The sequence below is a fragment of the Pantoea sp. SM3640 genome (genome assembly GCF_015654165.1).
GTDB lineage: Bacteria > Pseudomonadota > Gammaproteobacteria > Enterobacterales > Enterobacteriaceae > Pantoea > Pantoea vagans.
The window spans coordinates 2850549-2864761 of the sequence record NZ_CP064872.1 but is presented as its reverse complement, the minus strand read 5'-3'; the positions used below and the strand labels follow the sequence as shown (position 1 = coordinate 2864761).

Annotated in this window: 15 protein-coding genes and 1 other RNA gene; 10 read left to right on the top strand and 6 right to left on the bottom strand. The window is 55.6% G+C overall.

Annotated elements, in window-relative coordinates:
• Positions 1 to 135: 135 nt before the first annotated feature.
• Positions 136 to 501 (top strand): helix-hairpin-helix domain-containing protein, encoded by a 366-nt coding sequence (locus IV493_RS13430; RefSeq protein ID WP_013356997.1) that lies wholly within the window; start codon positions 136 to 138, stop codon positions 499 to 501.
• A 100-nt stretch (positions 502 to 601) separates the two neighbouring features.
• A complete protein-coding gene (locus IV493_RS13425; protein WP_195857279.1) occupies positions 602 to 1000 on the top strand; it encodes a YbgC/FadM family acyl-CoA thioesterase in 399 nt (132 codons plus the stop codon).
• A gap of 50 nt (positions 1001 to 1050) precedes the next feature.
• Here the strand turns inward: IV493_RS13425 and queC are convergent, their stop codons facing one another.
• Both queC and IV493_RS13415 read right to left on the bottom strand, forming a co-directional pair.
• Positions 1051 to 1746 (bottom strand): 7-cyano-7-deazaguanine synthase QueC, encoded by a 696-nt coding sequence (gene queC, locus IV493_RS13420; RefSeq protein WP_095707747.1) that lies wholly within the window; start codon positions 1744 to 1746, stop codon positions 1051 to 1053.
• Positions 1747 to 1787: 41 nt separating this feature from the next.
• Positions 1788 to 3506: an SgrR family transcriptional regulator gene (locus IV493_RS13415; RefSeq protein WP_195857278.1), complete on the bottom strand. Its 1719-nt coding sequence runs from the start codon at positions 3504 to 3506 to the stop codon at positions 1788 to 1790.
• Between the two features lie 92 nt (positions 3507 to 3598).
• Between IV493_RS13415 and cof the strand changes: the two genes are divergently transcribed.
• The gene (gene cof, locus IV493_RS13410; protein ID WP_095707601.1) at positions 3599 to 4420 is read left to right on the top strand and encodes an HMP-PP phosphatase; all 822 of its coding nucleotides are present in this window, start codon (positions 3599 to 3601) and stop codon (positions 4418 to 4420) included.
• A 34-nt stretch (positions 4421 to 4454) separates the two neighbouring features.
• On the opposite strand, the gene IV493_RS13405 is transcribed toward cof, so the two are convergent.
• Positions 4455 to 5489, bottom strand: a complete 1035-nt coding sequence (locus IV493_RS13405; protein WP_041456680.1) for a PLP-dependent cysteine synthase family protein — start codon at positions 5487 to 5489, stop codon at positions 4455 to 4457.
• 117 nt (positions 5490 to 5606) lie between these two features.
• Here IV493_RS13405 and IV493_RS13400 point away from each other — a divergent pair, with 117 nt between their 5' ends.
• The 5 genes from IV493_RS13400 to amtB all read left to right on the top strand — a co-directional run bounded on the left by IV493_RS13400 (position 5607) and on the right by amtB (position 11547).
• Complete coding sequence (locus tag IV493_RS13400; protein WP_033782182.1) at positions 5607 to 6068, top strand: Lrp/AsnC family transcriptional regulator; 462 nt, start codon at positions 5607 to 5609, stop codon at positions 6066 to 6068.
• 24 nt (positions 6069 to 6092) lie between these two features.
• Positions 6093 to 7862, top strand: coding sequence for a SmdA family multidrug ABC transporter permease/ATP-binding protein (locus tag IV493_RS13395; RefSeq protein WP_013357004.1), 1770 nt, complete (start codon positions 6093 to 6095; stop codon positions 7860 to 7862).
• Entirely contained in the window at positions 7855 to 9630 is a 1776-nt protein-coding gene (locus IV493_RS13390) for a SmdB family multidrug efflux ABC transporter permease/ATP-binding protein (RefSeq protein WP_013357005.1), read from the top strand. Before IV493_RS13395 ends, IV493_RS13390 begins: the two co-directional genes overlap by 8 nt.
• 257 nt (positions 9631 to 9887) lie before the next feature.
• Positions 9888 to 10226 carry a P-II family nitrogen regulator gene (gene glnK / locus IV493_RS13385; protein WP_003850469.1) on the top strand — a complete coding sequence of 113 codons (339 nt, stop codon included), beginning with the start codon at positions 9888 to 9890 and terminating at the stop codon, positions 10224 to 10226.
• A 34-nt stretch (positions 10227 to 10260) separates the two neighbouring features.
• Positions 10261 to 11547 (top strand): ammonium transporter AmtB, encoded by a 1287-nt coding sequence (amtB, locus tag IV493_RS13380; protein ID WP_195857277.1) that lies wholly within the window; start codon positions 10261 to 10263, stop codon positions 11545 to 11547.
• A 58-nt stretch (positions 11548 to 11605) separates the two neighbouring features.
• Here the strand turns inward: amtB and tesB are convergent, their stop codons facing one another.
• The gene (tesB, locus tag IV493_RS13375; RefSeq protein WP_013357007.1) at positions 11606 to 12469 is read right to left on the bottom strand and encodes an acyl-CoA thioesterase II; all 864 of its coding nucleotides are present in this window, start codon (positions 12467 to 12469) and stop codon (positions 11606 to 11608) included.
• 190 nt (positions 12470 to 12659) lie between these two features.
• Here tesB and IV493_RS13370 point away from each other — a divergent pair, with 190 nt between their 5' ends.
• The gene (locus IV493_RS13370) at positions 12660 to 13217 is read left to right on the top strand and encodes a YbaY family lipoprotein (protein ID WP_013357008.1); all 558 of its coding nucleotides are present in this window, start codon (positions 12660 to 12662) and stop codon (positions 13215 to 13217) included.
• 1 nt (position 13218) lies between these two features.
• Here IV493_RS13370 and IV493_RS13365 read toward each other — a convergent pair whose 3' ends face one another.
• On the bottom strand, positions 13219 to 13563 hold the full coding sequence (locus IV493_RS13365; RefSeq protein WP_013357009.1) for an MGMT family protein: 345 nt from the start codon (positions 13561 to 13563) through the stop codon (positions 13219 to 13221).
• Between the two features lie 187 nt (positions 13564 to 13750).
• Here IV493_RS13365 and ffs point away from each other — a divergent pair.
• An RNA gene (ffs, locus tag IV493_RS13360) (signal recognition particle sRNA small type) lies at positions 13751 to 13847 on the top strand.
• 138 nt (positions 13848 to 13985) lie between these two features.
• Here the strand turns inward: ffs and IV493_RS13355 are convergent.
• On the bottom strand, positions 13986 to 14201 hold the full coding sequence (locus tag IV493_RS13355) for an HHA domain-containing protein (protein WP_003850458.1): 216 nt from the start codon (positions 14199 to 14201) through the stop codon (positions 13986 to 13988).
• Positions 14202 to 14213: the final 12 nt, after the last annotated feature.

Sequence of the window (14213 nt, the reverse complement as noted above, 5' to 3'; positions counted from 1 at the left end):
GCAAAAATTACGCAATGACTGTAACAATCAAAGGCCGCATTTGCGGCCTTTTCCATTTCTGATATTCCGCTTTTGAGCCTTGTGCGGCGTAGTGCCACTCTGTCGCTGCTGTTTACACACAAGGAGAAATACAGCATGGCTAAATCTAAACTTGTTGCCTTTTATCTCTCACTCGCACTGGGCGGTGTACTCTGTCACGGCAGCGTCTCTGCGGCACCTGAACCTGCCAGTCCGGCGGTCTCGCAGAACACACATCCTGCACCGAAGCCGGAGACAGCCGCGCAGCTGCAGCCAAATCAGGAGCAGGAGCAGGTCAGCATCAATGAAGCGACAGCGGAACAGCTTTCTGCCGCTATGAATGGTGTGGGGCTGAAGAAAGCGCAGGCGATTGTGAACTATCGCGAACAGTACGGACCCTTTAGCGCGATTCAGCAACTCAGTGAAGTACCGGGTATCGGTAACGCGCTGATAGAGCGAAATGCGGCCCGGCTGAAATTGTGAGGCAGTACACATCTGTGATGCTTAATCCACGCTAACCAGACGACTCTGCTAAAGTGAACAGGTCCAACCAGTTAACTCACAGTAGCAGGAGAGCATGATCATGCAGACCACCATAAAAGTGCGTGGCTATCATCTGGATGTCTATCAGCACGTCAACAATGCGCGCTATCTTGAGTTTCTTGAGGAGGCGCGCTGGGAATGGCTGGAAGTGGCTGAAGCGTTCCACTGGTTGCAGGAACAGAAACTGGCTTTTGTGGTGGTCAATATCAACATCAACTATCGTCGCCCGGCCGTGCTGGGCGACGTACTGGTTATCGACAGTGAGATTACGCAGTTAAATGGCAAAAGCGGCATTATTGCCCAGCGGGTGTTGCTGGCAGGTCAGGAGACCGTGGTGGCGGATGCCGCACTCACGTTTGTCTGTATTGATTTGCGGACCCAAAAGGCGGTTGCGCTGGAAGGGGAGTTACGCGAGCGACTGATGCGTCTGATGGCATGAGCCGATAAAAAGCGGCAAACCGAACTGCTTTGCCGCCACGCCAGACAGCCTTAGTTAAGGCCGCTCTTTGCTTTCATTGCTGCCATGACGCCAGCACGATCGTTGAGATAACCCTGGAGGCCATTAGCCCGTAAATGACAGGCAGCACACTCACCACATCCGTCGCCTTTCACACCGTTATAGCAGGTCAGCGTCTGCTCGCGTACCAGCGCAAGCTGCTGCCAGTAATCTGCAAGCGCCCAGGTTTCCGCTTTATTGAGCCACATCAGCGGCGTCTCAAAACGCACCTCGCGCGCCATGCCAAGCGACACCGCATGGTTCAGCGCTTTGACAAACTCATCGCGGCAGTCGGGATAGCCGGAAAAATCGGTTTCGCAGACGCCGGTGATGACCGCTTCTGCTTCGACCTGATACGCGTAAACCGAGGCCAGCGTCAGAAAGAGAATATTGCGGCCCGGCACGAACGTACTGGGTAAGCCACTGGCCTCAGGATTATAAGCCGGCACCGGAATGTTATCCCGCGTCAGACTGCTGACGGCGAGTTCGTTCAGCATGGTCACGTCCAGCACTTTGTGTGCGCGCGCACCCAGTGTCATCGCCAGATCGCGGGCGACCTCGATCTCTTCCCGGTGGCGTTGTCCATAGTCGAAAGTGACGCAGTGAACTTCATCATAAAGCTGTACAGCCTGAATCAGGCAGGTAGTGGAGTCTTGTCCACCGCTGAAAACTACAACCGCGCGTTTCATGGTGTTTCCCTGATAATTAATTTTGCGCTTATGGTAATGCCTCAGTCCGCCGCTGAACAGCTGCAAGGCGGATCAATAGGCGGCGGAATCCATGCGCGGCTGAAATCAAACCAGCCCAGCGTGTTCAGCTCTATCCCTTCAACGGCAGGGGGGGCATAAATCTGGTAGCGATAATTGAACAGGGGCAGCAGGATGCCGTCCGTCATCAGTTGATGATAAAGCTGCTGCAGCGCACGGGTACGACTATTGCCGTCTGATATCTGCTGGATAGCCAGCAGTTGCGCCTGGACTTCTTCGCCCTGCGGTGTGGGCCACAGCCGACGCCATAGCGGGTCAATCTGTAACCAGCTCGCCAGTGTGAAGACCGGCGCATCGCCAATCAACCGATCGCCCATCACGATATCCGCCTCATCAGGCGGGGCGATATGATGCCAGCTTTTGACCGGATGAAAAACGACGTTCAGAGTACAGCCGTGCTGTTTTAACAGGGCGACCAGTGCCTGTGACATCTGATGCAGCTCAACCGGCAACTGATAATGCAGCGTCAGGGTGGGGGGCAAGGGGACCGGAACACTATCAATCAGCGGTACTTCCCAGCCGGGTAACAGCTCTTTGCTTGGGGTAATCAATCCCTCATCCAGTGGTAACCGGCTGACGATGCCGCTTTGCTGGATGAGCTGAAAAAGCGTGCGCGCCTGATCGGGTGTAAATCCGGCTCGCGGGCGGCAGACCAGATAACAGAAGCCGAGACTGATGCTACTGCTGACCGGCTTTAATGTCCTGAGTTCAGCGGCATCGCCAATGGCAATCTGCACCGGATGGCGACAGCTGCTGCCGAGTGCGGCATCAAACAGCTGAGGAGTAATCCAGTACTCTACCGCCTGCAACAGCGGACGCTGCAGATGCCAGCGCGCATGGCTTTCAATCCTGACCAGCTCAGCGCTGAAATGCCTGAGTTTCCATGGCCCGCTGCCTGTGGCGGGATAATAGGGATGGGGCAGCAGGCACAAAAGATGGGCAAGCCGGTGAGGCAGCCAGAAATCAGGTCGTCGCAGGTTAAACCGCACCGCCAGCGGGTGAGGCGCATCCACGCTGACCACATCGGCAAGCAATATCCTGACACGCGTATCCTGCAGCAGCTGGCGGAACTGCACCACCAGTTGCGCGGCCTGCACCGGCTCGTCGTTATGCCACATCAGCTGAGGCCGCAACCAGAATAACCAGCTACAGGACGCTTCATCGTGCTGCCAGTGATGCGCCAGATCGCCGACCGGCTCATCCTGCTCAAAACGGATCAGACCGGAATAGATCTGACGAACCAGATGCTGTTCAGCCCGCCCGGTAATCTGGCGTGGCTCGGTACTCTCCATGGGACGATAGTAGGGGATGCGCAGAACCGGCGTGTCGTTCTGCCACTGTCCACCCATTAACGGCCGCAGCATATTAATCAGCCTTTCCGGCGGCAGATCCAGCAGCTGTAAAGCGTCAGCTGCCTCTCCGGCATCAAGCTGTTTTTGCAGCAACTGCTGCCGTAACTGTTCAGGCGTGCGCAGAAACACTAACCGACCCTGTTTGCCACGGCCCGGTTCACCGTGCCAGCTAAGCCAGCCAGCGTGCTGCCACTGTGACAGTAACGTGCGCAGATGACGCTCACTGCAGATGCAGTGGCGCGCCATCTCTGCCACGCAGGTCTGCTGAGGGATGCCCTGGCTCTGCTGCCACAGGCGCTGAAACTGATTAAGGCGGTTAAGCTGACGCATGATAAACCCGGAACAGTTTTTTAAAAGTATTCACTATTACTTCCGTAATTAACAGGCAATAGTAAGCTCATCTTTTCAGCAGGAGGGTAACCATAATGCGTTTAGCCGCATTCGATATGGATGGCACATTATTACTGCCGGATCATCAACTGGGTCAGCAGACGCTGGACAGTCTGCAGGCGCTGCATCTGCGCGGCGTTAATCTGGCGCTGGCGACGGGCCGCCATCTGCTGGAGATGCAGATTCTGCGGGAGAAATTAACGCTGCCCGCGTGGCTGATTACCGGGAATGGCACCCGCGTACACGATCGGTCTGGCAATCTGATCTTTGCCCGCGATCTGCCCTCTGCGGTAGCTGAAGAGGTCATTCATCGCCATTGGGAAACACCCGCGTCGATCCACGTTTTCAACGATCAGGGATGGTTTACCGATCGACCCCAGCCTGAGCTGCTGGTGGCCCATCAGATGAGCGGATTTGGCTATCAGCTGTGCGATCTGAAAAGGCTGCCCGCGCATCAGGTAACAAAAATCTGCTTTATCGATCAGCATCAGCGTCTGTGTCAGCTGAAAACAGAGCTGGATGCGGCGCTGGGTGAGCAGGCAAATATCTGCTTCTCTGCGGTGGACTGTCTGGAAGTGTTGCCCGCCAGCTGCAACAAAGGCAGCGCGCTGGCACTGTTGTGCGACCATCTGTCACTGACGCTGGCGGAGTGCATGGCGTTCGGGGATGCAATGAATGACAGAGAGATGCTGTCGCAGGTTGGACGGGGTTTCATCATGGGCAATGCGATGGCGCAGCTGAAAGCCGCGCTACCGCATCTGCCGGTATTAGGGCATTGCGAGACACAGGCGGTGTCTCACTATTTAAATCACTGGCTGGCAACACCCGACCTCGCGTATTCCCCCGAATGCTGAGGATTGCCGTGAACCGGACAGGATGTCCGGTTTTTTATTCGAGTTCGCGCTGCCACGGCGTGATATCGCCAATATGTTTTGCCACCCATTCCGGCTGATAGTAGCTATCGGGATAACGTTCGCCACTGTCGCACAGCAGTGTCACCACGGATCCCTGCTGATTCGCTGCCCGTAAGCGTTTCGCCACCTGCATCATGCCCCAGAAATTGGTGCCGGTAGAGGCCCCAGGCTTGCGTCCCAGAATCTTTTCCAGCTTCAGCATGGCGGCCAGCGTTGCACCATCCGGTACTTTGATCATTTCATCAATCACGTCAGGCATGAACGACGGCTCCACGCGCGGACGGCCAATTCCCTCGACCATGCTGCCACGTGTGCTGGTCAGCGTTGCATCACGCTGTTGCCAGTAATCGAAAAACACCGAATGCTGCGGATCCACCACCAGCAGTTTCGTATCCAGGCCCTGATAACGGATATAGCGGCCCAGCGTCGCCGAGGTGCCGCCGGTGCCCGCGCTCATAATCACCGTATGGGGAATCGGATAGGGCTCATGCTGCATCTGACGGAATATGCTTTCAGCAATATTATTATTACCGCGCCAGTCGGTAGCGCGTTCAGCATAGGTAAACTGATCCATAAAATGGCCATTCAGCTCACGTGCCAGCCGTTCAGATTCTGCGTAAAGCTGGCAGGGATCCTCGACAAAATGGCACTGTCCGCCATAAAAGGTGATCTGCTCAATTTTACGTTTCGCCGTACTGGCGGGCATCACCGCAATAAAGGGCAGGCCTAGCAGCCTTGCGAAGTACGCCTCAGAAACGGCCGTGCTGCCTGATGAGGCTTCGATAATCGGCGTATTCTCTTTAATCCAGCCGTTGGAGAGACCGTAGAGAAACAGGGATCGTGCCAGCCGATGTTTCAGACTGCCACTGGGATGGGTACTCTCATCTTTCAGGTAGAACCAGATGCCGGGAAAATCCGCCAGATCGAAACGGATCAAATGGGTTTCAGCCGATCGTTGAAAATCAGCGTTAATTTCGTTGATAGCGTGGCGAATCCAGCAGGTCTGCATCTCAGGCATCCGGTAAAGAAGTGATGCGGCTATTTTATGGCACGTGCAGGAAAAAGAGATTGCAAAAATACCGCTAAAATCGCGGTAATGGAGAAAATGATTCTCCCGGAGTCCCGTATGTTAGATAAAACTGACCTTAAACTGCTCTCACTGCTGCAGCAGGATTGCACGCTGTCACTGCAGGCGCTGGCGGATGCCGTCAACCTCACTACCACACCCTGCTGGAAGCGCCTGAAAAAGCTGGAAGATGATGGCATTATTCGCGCCCGGGTGGCGCTGCTGGATGGGGATAAAATCGGACTGTCACTGACGGCGTTTATGTTTGTGAAGACCCAGCAGCACAGCCGCGACTGGTATCAGGCTTTTGTCTCGGTGGTCAGCAGCATGCCCGAGGTGATGGCCTTTTACCGGATGGCAGGTGAGTATGATTACCTGCTGCGCATTCAGGTGGCGGACATGAAGAGCTATGATGCGTTCTACAAGCGATTAGTGAACGGTGTGCCCGGCCTGATTGATGTGACATCCAGCTTCGCCATGGAAGAGATTAAATACACCACGGCTTTACCTGTCGCCCCCTGAGGGCCTGAGATTGAGAGCAGCGTTGTGCGATTATTCAGTCAATTAAGTTGGTATTTTCTGCGGGAGTGGCGGCGCTATCTGGGCGCGGTCATCCTGCTGATTGTTATTGCTGTTCTGCAATTACTGCCGCCGCATGTCGTCGGTGTCATTGTTGATGGTGTCACACGTGACAACATGAGTACCAGCCGCATCATGATGTGGATTGGTATCATGCTGGCAACCGCAGTGGTGGTCTATCTGCTGCGTTATGTCTGGCGCGTGCTGCTCTTTGGTGCCTCCTACCAGCTGGCGGTTGAGCTGCGCGAAGATTTCTATCGCCAGCTGAGTCGGCAGCAACCGGCATTTTATCTGCGTCACCGTACCGGTGACCTGATTGCGCGTGCCACTAACGACGTGGATCGGGTGGTGTTTGCGGCCGGGGAAGGGGTGCTGACGCTGGTCGATTCGCTGGTGATGGGCTGTGTGGTGCTGCTGGTGATGAGTACGCAGATCAGCTGGCAGCTGACCCTGCTGGCGCTGGTGCCGATGCCCATTATGGCAATCGTCATCCATCGCTACGGTAATCAGCTTCATCATCGGTTCAAACTGGCCCAGGCGGCCTTCTCCAGCCTTAACGATCAGACGCAGGAGAGCCTGACCAGCATCCGGATGATTAAATCCTTCGGTCTTGAACAGCATCAGTCGCAGCAATTCTCCGATATCGCCCGCGATACCGGTGATAAGAACCTGCGCGTGGCGCGGGTCGATGCCCGTTTCGATCCCACAATCTACATCGCTATTGGTTTCTCAAACCTGCTGGCGATTGGCGGCGGCAGCTGGCTGGTGTGGCATGACCAGATGACGCTGGGGCAGTTGACCAGCTTTGTGATGTATCTCGGCCTGATGATCTGGCCGATGCTCGCCCTGGCGTGGATGTTCAATATCGTCGAACGCGGCAGCGCTGCCTGGAGCCGCATCGGTGCATTGCTGGCGGAAGCGCCCGCGGTGGAAGATGGCGATAAGTCTCTGCCACCTGAACCGGGCACGCTGCAGGTCGCGATTCGCGCCTTTCACTATCCGGCCAGCGCGGCTCCGGTGTTAAGTGATGTCAGCTTCCAGCTGAAGCCCGGCGAAATGCTGGGACTGTGTGGGCCAACTGGCAGCGGAAAAAGTACCTTACTGAGCCTGATCCAGCGCCATTTTGATATTCAGCAGGGCGACATCCGTTATCACCAGATCCCGCTGACGCAGTTGCGGCTGGACAGCTGGCGCAGTCGTCTCGCCGTGGTCAGCCAGACACCATTCCTGTTTTCGGACAGCGTAGCGAACAATATTGCGCTGGGGAAACCGGGCGCAACCCGGCAGGAGATTGAACAGGCCGCCACGCTGGCCTGCGTGCATGACGATATTCTGCGGCTGCCGCAGGGTTATGAAACCGAAGTCGGGGAGCGAGGTGTGATGCTGTCGGGTGGACAGAAGCAGCGTCTTTCAATTGCCCGGGCACTGCTGCTGAACGCAGAAATCCTGATTCTGGACGATGCGCTCTCTGCGGTGGATGGTCGTACCGAGCACGAAATCCTGCATAACCTGCGCATCTGGGGGCAGGGAAAAACACTGATTATCAGCGCGCATCGCCTGTCGGCGCTGACGGAAGCCAGTGAAATCCTGGTGTTACAACAGGGCAGCGTGGCACAGCGTGGCGATCATGACGCGCTGACCACCAGCGCTGGCTGGTATCGTGACATGTACCGTTACCAGCAACTGGAAGCGGCGCTGGATGATGATGAAAATGAGAAAGGAGTGCCGCATGGCTAAGTCTGCCCGCTTGTGGCCCACCCTGAAGCGCCTGCTGAGCTACGGTAAGCCCTGGCGTAAATCCCTGTCGCTGGCGGTAGGCATGCTGTGGATCGCTGCCGCGGCGGAAGTAACCGGTCCGGTGCTGGTCAGCTATTTTATCGATAACCTGGTGGCGAAACATCAGATGCCCTGGGGGCTGGTGGCCGGTCTGGTCATCAGCTTTGTCCTGCTTCAGCTACTGGCCGCCGGGCTGCACTACTGGCAGGCGCTGCTGTTCAATCGCGCCGCCATTGGTGTGGTGCAGCGGTTACGCAGTGACGTGATGAATGCCGCGCTCTGTCAGCCGCTGAGCGCTTTTGATACTCAGCCGGTCGGGCAGATTATTTCGCGCGTGACGAATGACACCGAAGTGATCCGCGATCTTTATGTCACGGTAGTTTCAACCGTACTGCGCAGCGCTGCGCTGGTCGGCGCCATGATGGTGGCGATGTTCAGTCTTGACTGGCGCATGGCGCTGGTAGCAATGATGATCTTCCCGCTGGTACTGATAGTGATGCTCATCTATCAGCGTTACAGCACGCCGATTGCCCGACGGGTTCGCAGCTATCTGGCTGACATCAACAACGGCTTCAACGAAGTGATCAGCGGCATGAGTGTGATTCAGCAGTTTCGTCAGCAGGCGCGATTTGGTGAGCGTATGGGCGAAGCGAGCCGCTCTCACTATCTGGCGCGAATGGAGACGCTGCGTCTCGATGGCTTTCTGCTGCGTCCATTGCTGAGCCTGTTTTCAGCGATGGTGTTGTGCGGGCTGCTGATTCTGTTCAGTTTTTCGGTGCCTGGCGTGTTTGAAGTGGGGGTGCTCTATGCCTTCATTACTTACCTGGGCCGTCTGAATGAGCCACTGATTGAGCTGACCACCCAGCAGTCGATGCTGCAGCAGGCGGTGGTGTCTGGCGAGCGTATCTTCGAGCTGATGGATGCCGCCCAGCAGCAGTATGGTGCCGATCAGCAGCCACTGGCTTCAGGTCGTATTGCCCTGAACAACCTCAGTTTTGCCTACCGTGAAAACCGCGATGTGCTGAGTGATATCAATCTTGACGTCGCACCGCGTGAGTTTGTGGCGCTGGTGGGCCATACCGGCAGTGGCAAAAGTACCCTCGCTAACCTGTTGATGGGTTATTACCCGGTGACGCGCGGCGAAATCCGTATTGATGATCGTCCGATTGGCGACCTGAGCCATGCCGTGCTGCGACGCGGTATCGCGATGGTGCAGCAGGATCCGGTGGTGCTGGCCGATACGCTGCTGGCCAATGTGCGGCTGGGCCGCGACATCAGCGAAGAGGCCGTCTGGACCGTGCTGGAACAGGTGCAGCTGGCACTGCTGGCGCATGCCCTGCCGGAGGGGATTCACACCCGGCTGGGCGAGCAGGGCAATAATCTGTCGGTCGGGCAGAAGCAGCTGCTGGCGCTGGCCCGGGTACTGGTTGATCTGCCGCAGATCCTGATCCTCGACGAGGCGACCGCTAACATCGACTCCGGCACCGAGCAGGCCATTCAGCATACGCTTGCGACGCTACGGCAACACAGCACGCTGGTGGTGATCGCTCACCGCCTCTCAACGATTATCGATGCGGATAAGATTCTGGTGCTGCATCGTGGTCGTGTGGTTGAGCAGGGCACTCATCAGCAACTGCTGGCGCTACAGGGACGTTACTGGCAGATGTATCAGCTGCAACAGGCAGGGGAAGATCTGGCGTCGGGCGTACCTGTAACATCTGAAAGCTGACTTGCACCTTTTTTGCGCAGCTTTATCGGAATAATCTGTATAAATGCACTCCTTTGACGCCTGGAGCACCAAAGGAGTGCAGTCTCAGGCTGCGATCCCTGTCACACACCCATTCTCATTCATATCTTCCTTGAAGCATCCCTTGCTCCGTCTCGCCTGACTCACTGATTAAGGGCACTTTTACACTCTGGCACAGGCTTTGCTTATATCCCTGCGTGTCCATAAACGTTACCTATTTACTCGCTGGAGGGGATCCAATGAAGCTGGTTACCGTCGTAATTAAGCCATTCAAACTGGAGGATGTACGTGAAGCTTTATCCTCTATCGGCATTCAGGGACTGACCGTCTCCGAAGTGAAAGGTTTTGGTCGTCAGAAAGGCCATGCAGAGCTCTATCGTGGCGCAGAGTACAGCGTTAACTTCCTGCCGAAGGTCAAAATTGATATCGCGATTGCCGATGATCAGTTAGACGAAGTGGTGGATGTCATCAGTAAAGCGGCCTACACCGGCAAAATTGGCGACGGTAAAATTTTCGTGGCTGAACTGCAGCGCGTCATCCGTATTCGTACCGGCGAGACCGACGAAGCCGCTCTGTAATTAAGACTCAGTACTGTGATGGGATGGAATAAAAATGAATAAAATTTTCACGAAGCTGGGTCTCACCAGCCTGGCACTGTTACCCTCACTCGCAATGGCTGCGCCTGCCGTTGCGGACAAGGCTGATAACGCATTTATGATGATTTGCACCGCGCTGGTGCTCTTTATGTCAATTCCAGGTATTGCGCTGTTTTACGGCGGTCTGATTCGTGGCAAAAACGTTCTGTCGATGCTGACGCAGGTTGCTGTGACCTTCTCGCTGGTCTGCGTGCTGTGGGTGGTCTACGGCTATTCACTGGCCTTCAGTGAAGGCAATCCCTTCTTTGGCGGCTTTGGCTGGGCCATGCTGAAAAACATTCAGCTCACCGCCGTTATGGGCAGTTTCTATCAGTATATCCACGTAGCATTCCAGGCCTCGTTTGCCTGTATTACCGTGGGCCTGATTGTTGGTGCCATTGCAGAACGCATCCGTTTCTCTGCCGTACTGATCTTCGTCGGTGTCTGGCTGACGCTTTCATATTTACCTATCGCACACATGGTCTGGGCGGGCGGTTTCCTGGCTCAGGATGGCGCTCTGGACTTCGCTGGCGGTACCGTGGTGCACATCAACGCGGCTGTCGCAGGTCTGGTGGGTGCTTATCTGGTGGGCAAACGTGCGGGCTTTGGTAAAGAGGCGTTCAAGCCACATAACCTGCCGATGGTCTTCACCGGCACCGCTATTCTTTATGTTGGCTGGTTTGGCTTTAATGCCGGTTCAGCTTCAGCAGCAAACGAAATCGCCGCACTGGCTTTCCTGAACACCGTGGTGGCAACAGCGGGTGCCGTACTGGCATGGACCTTTGGCGAGTGGGCGGTACGCGGTAAGCCTTCACTGCTGGGTGCCTGCTCAGGCTTTATTGCGGGTCTGGTCGCGATTACACCGGCCTGTGGTTATGTCGGCGTTGGCGGTGCATTAATCATCGGTCTGGTCGGCGGCCTCGCGGGACTGTGGGGCGTCACCACTCTGAAAAAATGGCTGCGTGTCGATGACCCGTGCGATGTATTCGGTGTGCATGGCGTCTGCGGTATTGTCGGCTGTATCCTGACCGGCGTGTTTGCTTCCTCTTCACTGGGCGGCGTCGGCTATGCGCAGGGCGTCACCATGGGCCATCAGGTCTGGGTGCAGCTCTTCAGCGTGGGTCTGACGATTGTCTGGTCCGGCGTTGTCGCTTTCATCGGCTTCAAGCTGGCCGATCTGATTGTCGGACTGCGCGTTCCGGAAGAGCATGAACGTGAAGGTCTGGATGTAAACAGCCACGGCGAGAATGCTTATAACCAGTAATGGACAGGCACTGAAATGAACAATCGGGGGCGAGCAATCGCCCCTTTTTTTATTCTCTTCATTCGCTGCGCTGGCGCATTACCCCTTCCTGAACGGTTGAGGCTACCAGCACACCCTGCTGATTGTAGAACTCGCCGCGGACAAAACCGCGTGCGCCAGAAGCTGAGGTACTGACCACGCTGTAGAGCAGCCATTCAGTGAAGTCGAACGGGCGATGGAACCACATAGAGTGGTCGATTGTGGCGACCTGCATATCCGGCTCTAAAAAGCCTTTGCCATGCGGCTGCAGCGCGACCGGCAGGAAGTTGAGGTCAGAGGCATAGCCGAGCAGGTACTGATGGATACGCAGGTCATCGGGCAGGGGGCCGGTGGCACGGATCCAGACCTGACGCTCCGGTTTATCCACATGTCCACGAAGCGGGTTATGGATCTGCACCGGGCGAATCTCCAGCGGACGTTCAGCAATAAATTTTTCACGTAACTTTTCTGGCAGCAGATGCGCCATTTTCTGCGCCATCGCCTGTTCGGTTAACAGGTTTTCTGGCCCCGCCACCTGGGGCATCGGATTCTGATGCTCAAATCCGCTTTCCGGTGACTGGAAAGAGGCCGTCATATAAAAAATCGGCTGGCCATTCTGAATGGCGCTGACCCTGCGTGCGCTGAAACTTTTGCCATCACGCAGAGTTTCAACATCATAGATAATCGCTTTCTGGCTATCGCCGGGCCGCAAAAAATAGCTGTGAAATGAGTGAATAATGCGATCTTCCGCGACGGTTTGCTTCGCGGCATACAGTGCCTGACCCACCACCTGACCGCCAAACACCTGGCGCAGTCCCAGATCTTCGCTCTGGCCGCGATATAAACCCTCTTCCAGTTTTTCCAGATTCAATAAATTCAGCAGATTTTGCAGTGCCTGACTCATGGCGCATTCCTCAATATAGTGACCCGCTCAGTGTGAAAGATCGGACCAGTTGACGTCAATCTGACTTTCCGCTTTGCCTGTGCCAGGCAAAATTTCATTTTTGTGCCAATATTAAGCACATACGGCGAGTGAAGCGCTGTAAGCAGGATTCGCTGCCGACAATCATTTTGATCAAATGGAGACGACATCAATGAAACTCAGGCATGTGTTCAGTGGGGTAGTTATTGCGGTTGCTGTTGCGGGATGTGCCGACAAGAGTAAACCAGTGCCAACACCAACGCTGGGTTCTGCAGTTGCAGGACAGACGGCCGCGATTGCGCAGCCAAACGTAAGTGGTTCAGTCTTTATCCGCCAGCGCATTGCGCTGCCGCCGGATGCGGTATTAACCGTGACGCTTTCTGATGCCTCTGTATCCGACGCGCCATCAAAAGTGCTGTCGCAGCGCGTGGTGCGTACTGAAGGCAAACAGGCACCGTTCCAGTTTGTATTACCGTTTAACCCGGCCGACATTCAGCCCAACGCGCGCATTCTGTTAAGCGCAGCCATCTCAATTGATGGCAAGCTGGCCTTTGTCACTGAAGGGGTGAAGCCGGTCATCAACCAGGGCGGCACTAAAGCTGAACTGCTGCTGGTACCGGTACCGTCAGTAGCGATGCCAACTCAGCCAGGCGCAGCGACGACTGTTCCGTCGACGTCACCCACTCAGGTGACGCCATCGGCTGCTGTTCCGGCACCAACCCATATTTAATTTATCGGGGCGACGTTGTCGCCCCTTTTTCCTGCCTGAAATCCCAGCGATAAGTTTCAAGATCGAGCTGTCCCTCATTACTGACCTCTATACCTTCCGCTTCCAGCGCATCCCGCTGCCGCAACAGACTGTCGCCCTGCAGTGAGATAGTACCGTGACGATTGACGACACGATGCCAGGGAAGCGTGGTGCCTTCTGGTAACCGGCTCAGCACGCCGCCCACCTGACGTGCCGCGCGCGGGGAACCCGCCAGTCGCGCAACGTCGCCATAGGTCGCGACGTGGCCATAGGGAATGGCGGCAACAATTTGCCAGATGCGTTGCCGGAAAGAGTCAGGCTGATCCATGTGCTTATTTCGTCTGCTTTTTTCATCAGGAATAGGGTTTTAACTTTAGCATGGCGAGGATGAAGAGACAGTGCCAGCACGTTGGTTGTTCAAGAAAACAACGGTTGTCCCGACTACGCTTGCAATTGCCACCTCCTTCCCAGATAATGCCCCCGCTCTCGTAAAGAGGGCTTGTCAATGGGGGCCCTGTTGGTTCTCCCGCAATGCTAGCTTGTGAACTCGGTCAGATCCGGAAGGAAGCAGCCGCAGCAGGTGACGCGTGTGCCGGGATGTAGCTGGCAGGGCCCCCACCATTTTCTCCCTCTGAATATCTCCTCTCCATAAACTGCAGACAGGCAAAACCCGCCTGGGCCGATCCTTTGCCGGCAGGCAGGAATATCTGGTACTAAAGAGGAGATTAAACGTAGCAGCAATCCGTCAGATTAGCGGACAAATTTCCATACTGAACCTGGGACTTTATCATAAAGCTTGTTCATCGTCAGTTCCGCCAGGCGATGGTCAGCTGCAGAGTAAAATACCGCTAATTCATCCTCGGGTAATTCATACTTATTTTTTTCAATGACCCTTTCCAGGGTATCCAGAGAGCGGCAACGCCGCAGTCGCATCAAATAATCGGTTTTAGTCAGGGTTTTGTTCATAAATAAACCGTT

Excerpts from the sequence above, each read along its gene's own strand:
- IV493_RS13430 (WP_013356997.1), top strand. The coding sequence starts at position 136 with ATGGCTAAATCTAAACTTGTTGCCTTTTATCTCTCACTCGCACTGGGC.
- IV493_RS13425 (WP_195857279.1), top strand. The coding sequence starts at position 602 with ATGCAGACCACCATAAAAGTGCGTGGCTATCATCTGGATGTCTATCAG.
- queC (WP_095707747.1), bottom strand. The coding sequence starts at position 1,746 with ATGAAACGCGCGGTTGTAGTTTTCAGCGGTGGACAAGACTCCACTACC.
- IV493_RS13415 (WP_195857278.1), bottom strand. The coding sequence starts at position 3,506 with ATGCGTCAGCTTAACCGCCTTAATCAGTTTCAGCGCCTGTGGCAGCAG.
- IV493_RS13405 (WP_041456680.1), bottom strand. The coding sequence starts at position 5,489 with ATGCAGACCTGCTGGATTCGCCACGCTATCAACGAAATTAACGCTGAT.
- IV493_RS13400 (WP_033782182.1), top strand. The coding sequence starts at position 5,607 with ATGTTAGATAAAACTGACCTTAAACTGCTCTCACTGCTGCAGCAGGAT.
- IV493_RS13390 (WP_013357005.1), top strand. The coding sequence starts at position 7,855 with ATGGCTAAGTCTGCCCGCTTGTGGCCCACCCTGAAGCGCCTGCTGAGC.
- glnK (WP_003850469.1), top strand. The coding sequence starts at position 9,888 with ATGAAGCTGGTTACCGTCGTAATTAAGCCATTCAAACTGGAGGATGTA.
- amtB (WP_195857277.1), top strand. The coding sequence starts at position 10,261 with ATGAATAAAATTTTCACGAAGCTGGGTCTCACCAGCCTGGCACTGTTA.
- tesB (WP_013357007.1), bottom strand. The coding sequence starts at position 12,469 with ATGAGTCAGGCACTGCAAAATCTGCTGAATTTATTGAATCTGGAAAAA.
- IV493_RS13370 (WP_013357008.1), top strand. The coding sequence starts at position 12,660 with ATGAAACTCAGGCATGTGTTCAGTGGGGTAGTTATTGCGGTTGCTGTT.
- IV493_RS13365 (WP_013357009.1), bottom strand. The coding sequence starts at position 13,563 with ATGGATCAGCCTGACTCTTTCCGGCAACGCATCTGGCAAATTGTTGCC.
- IV493_RS13355 (WP_003850458.1), bottom strand. The coding sequence starts at position 14,201 with ATGAACAAAACCCTGACTAAAACCGATTATTTGATGCGACTGCGGCGT.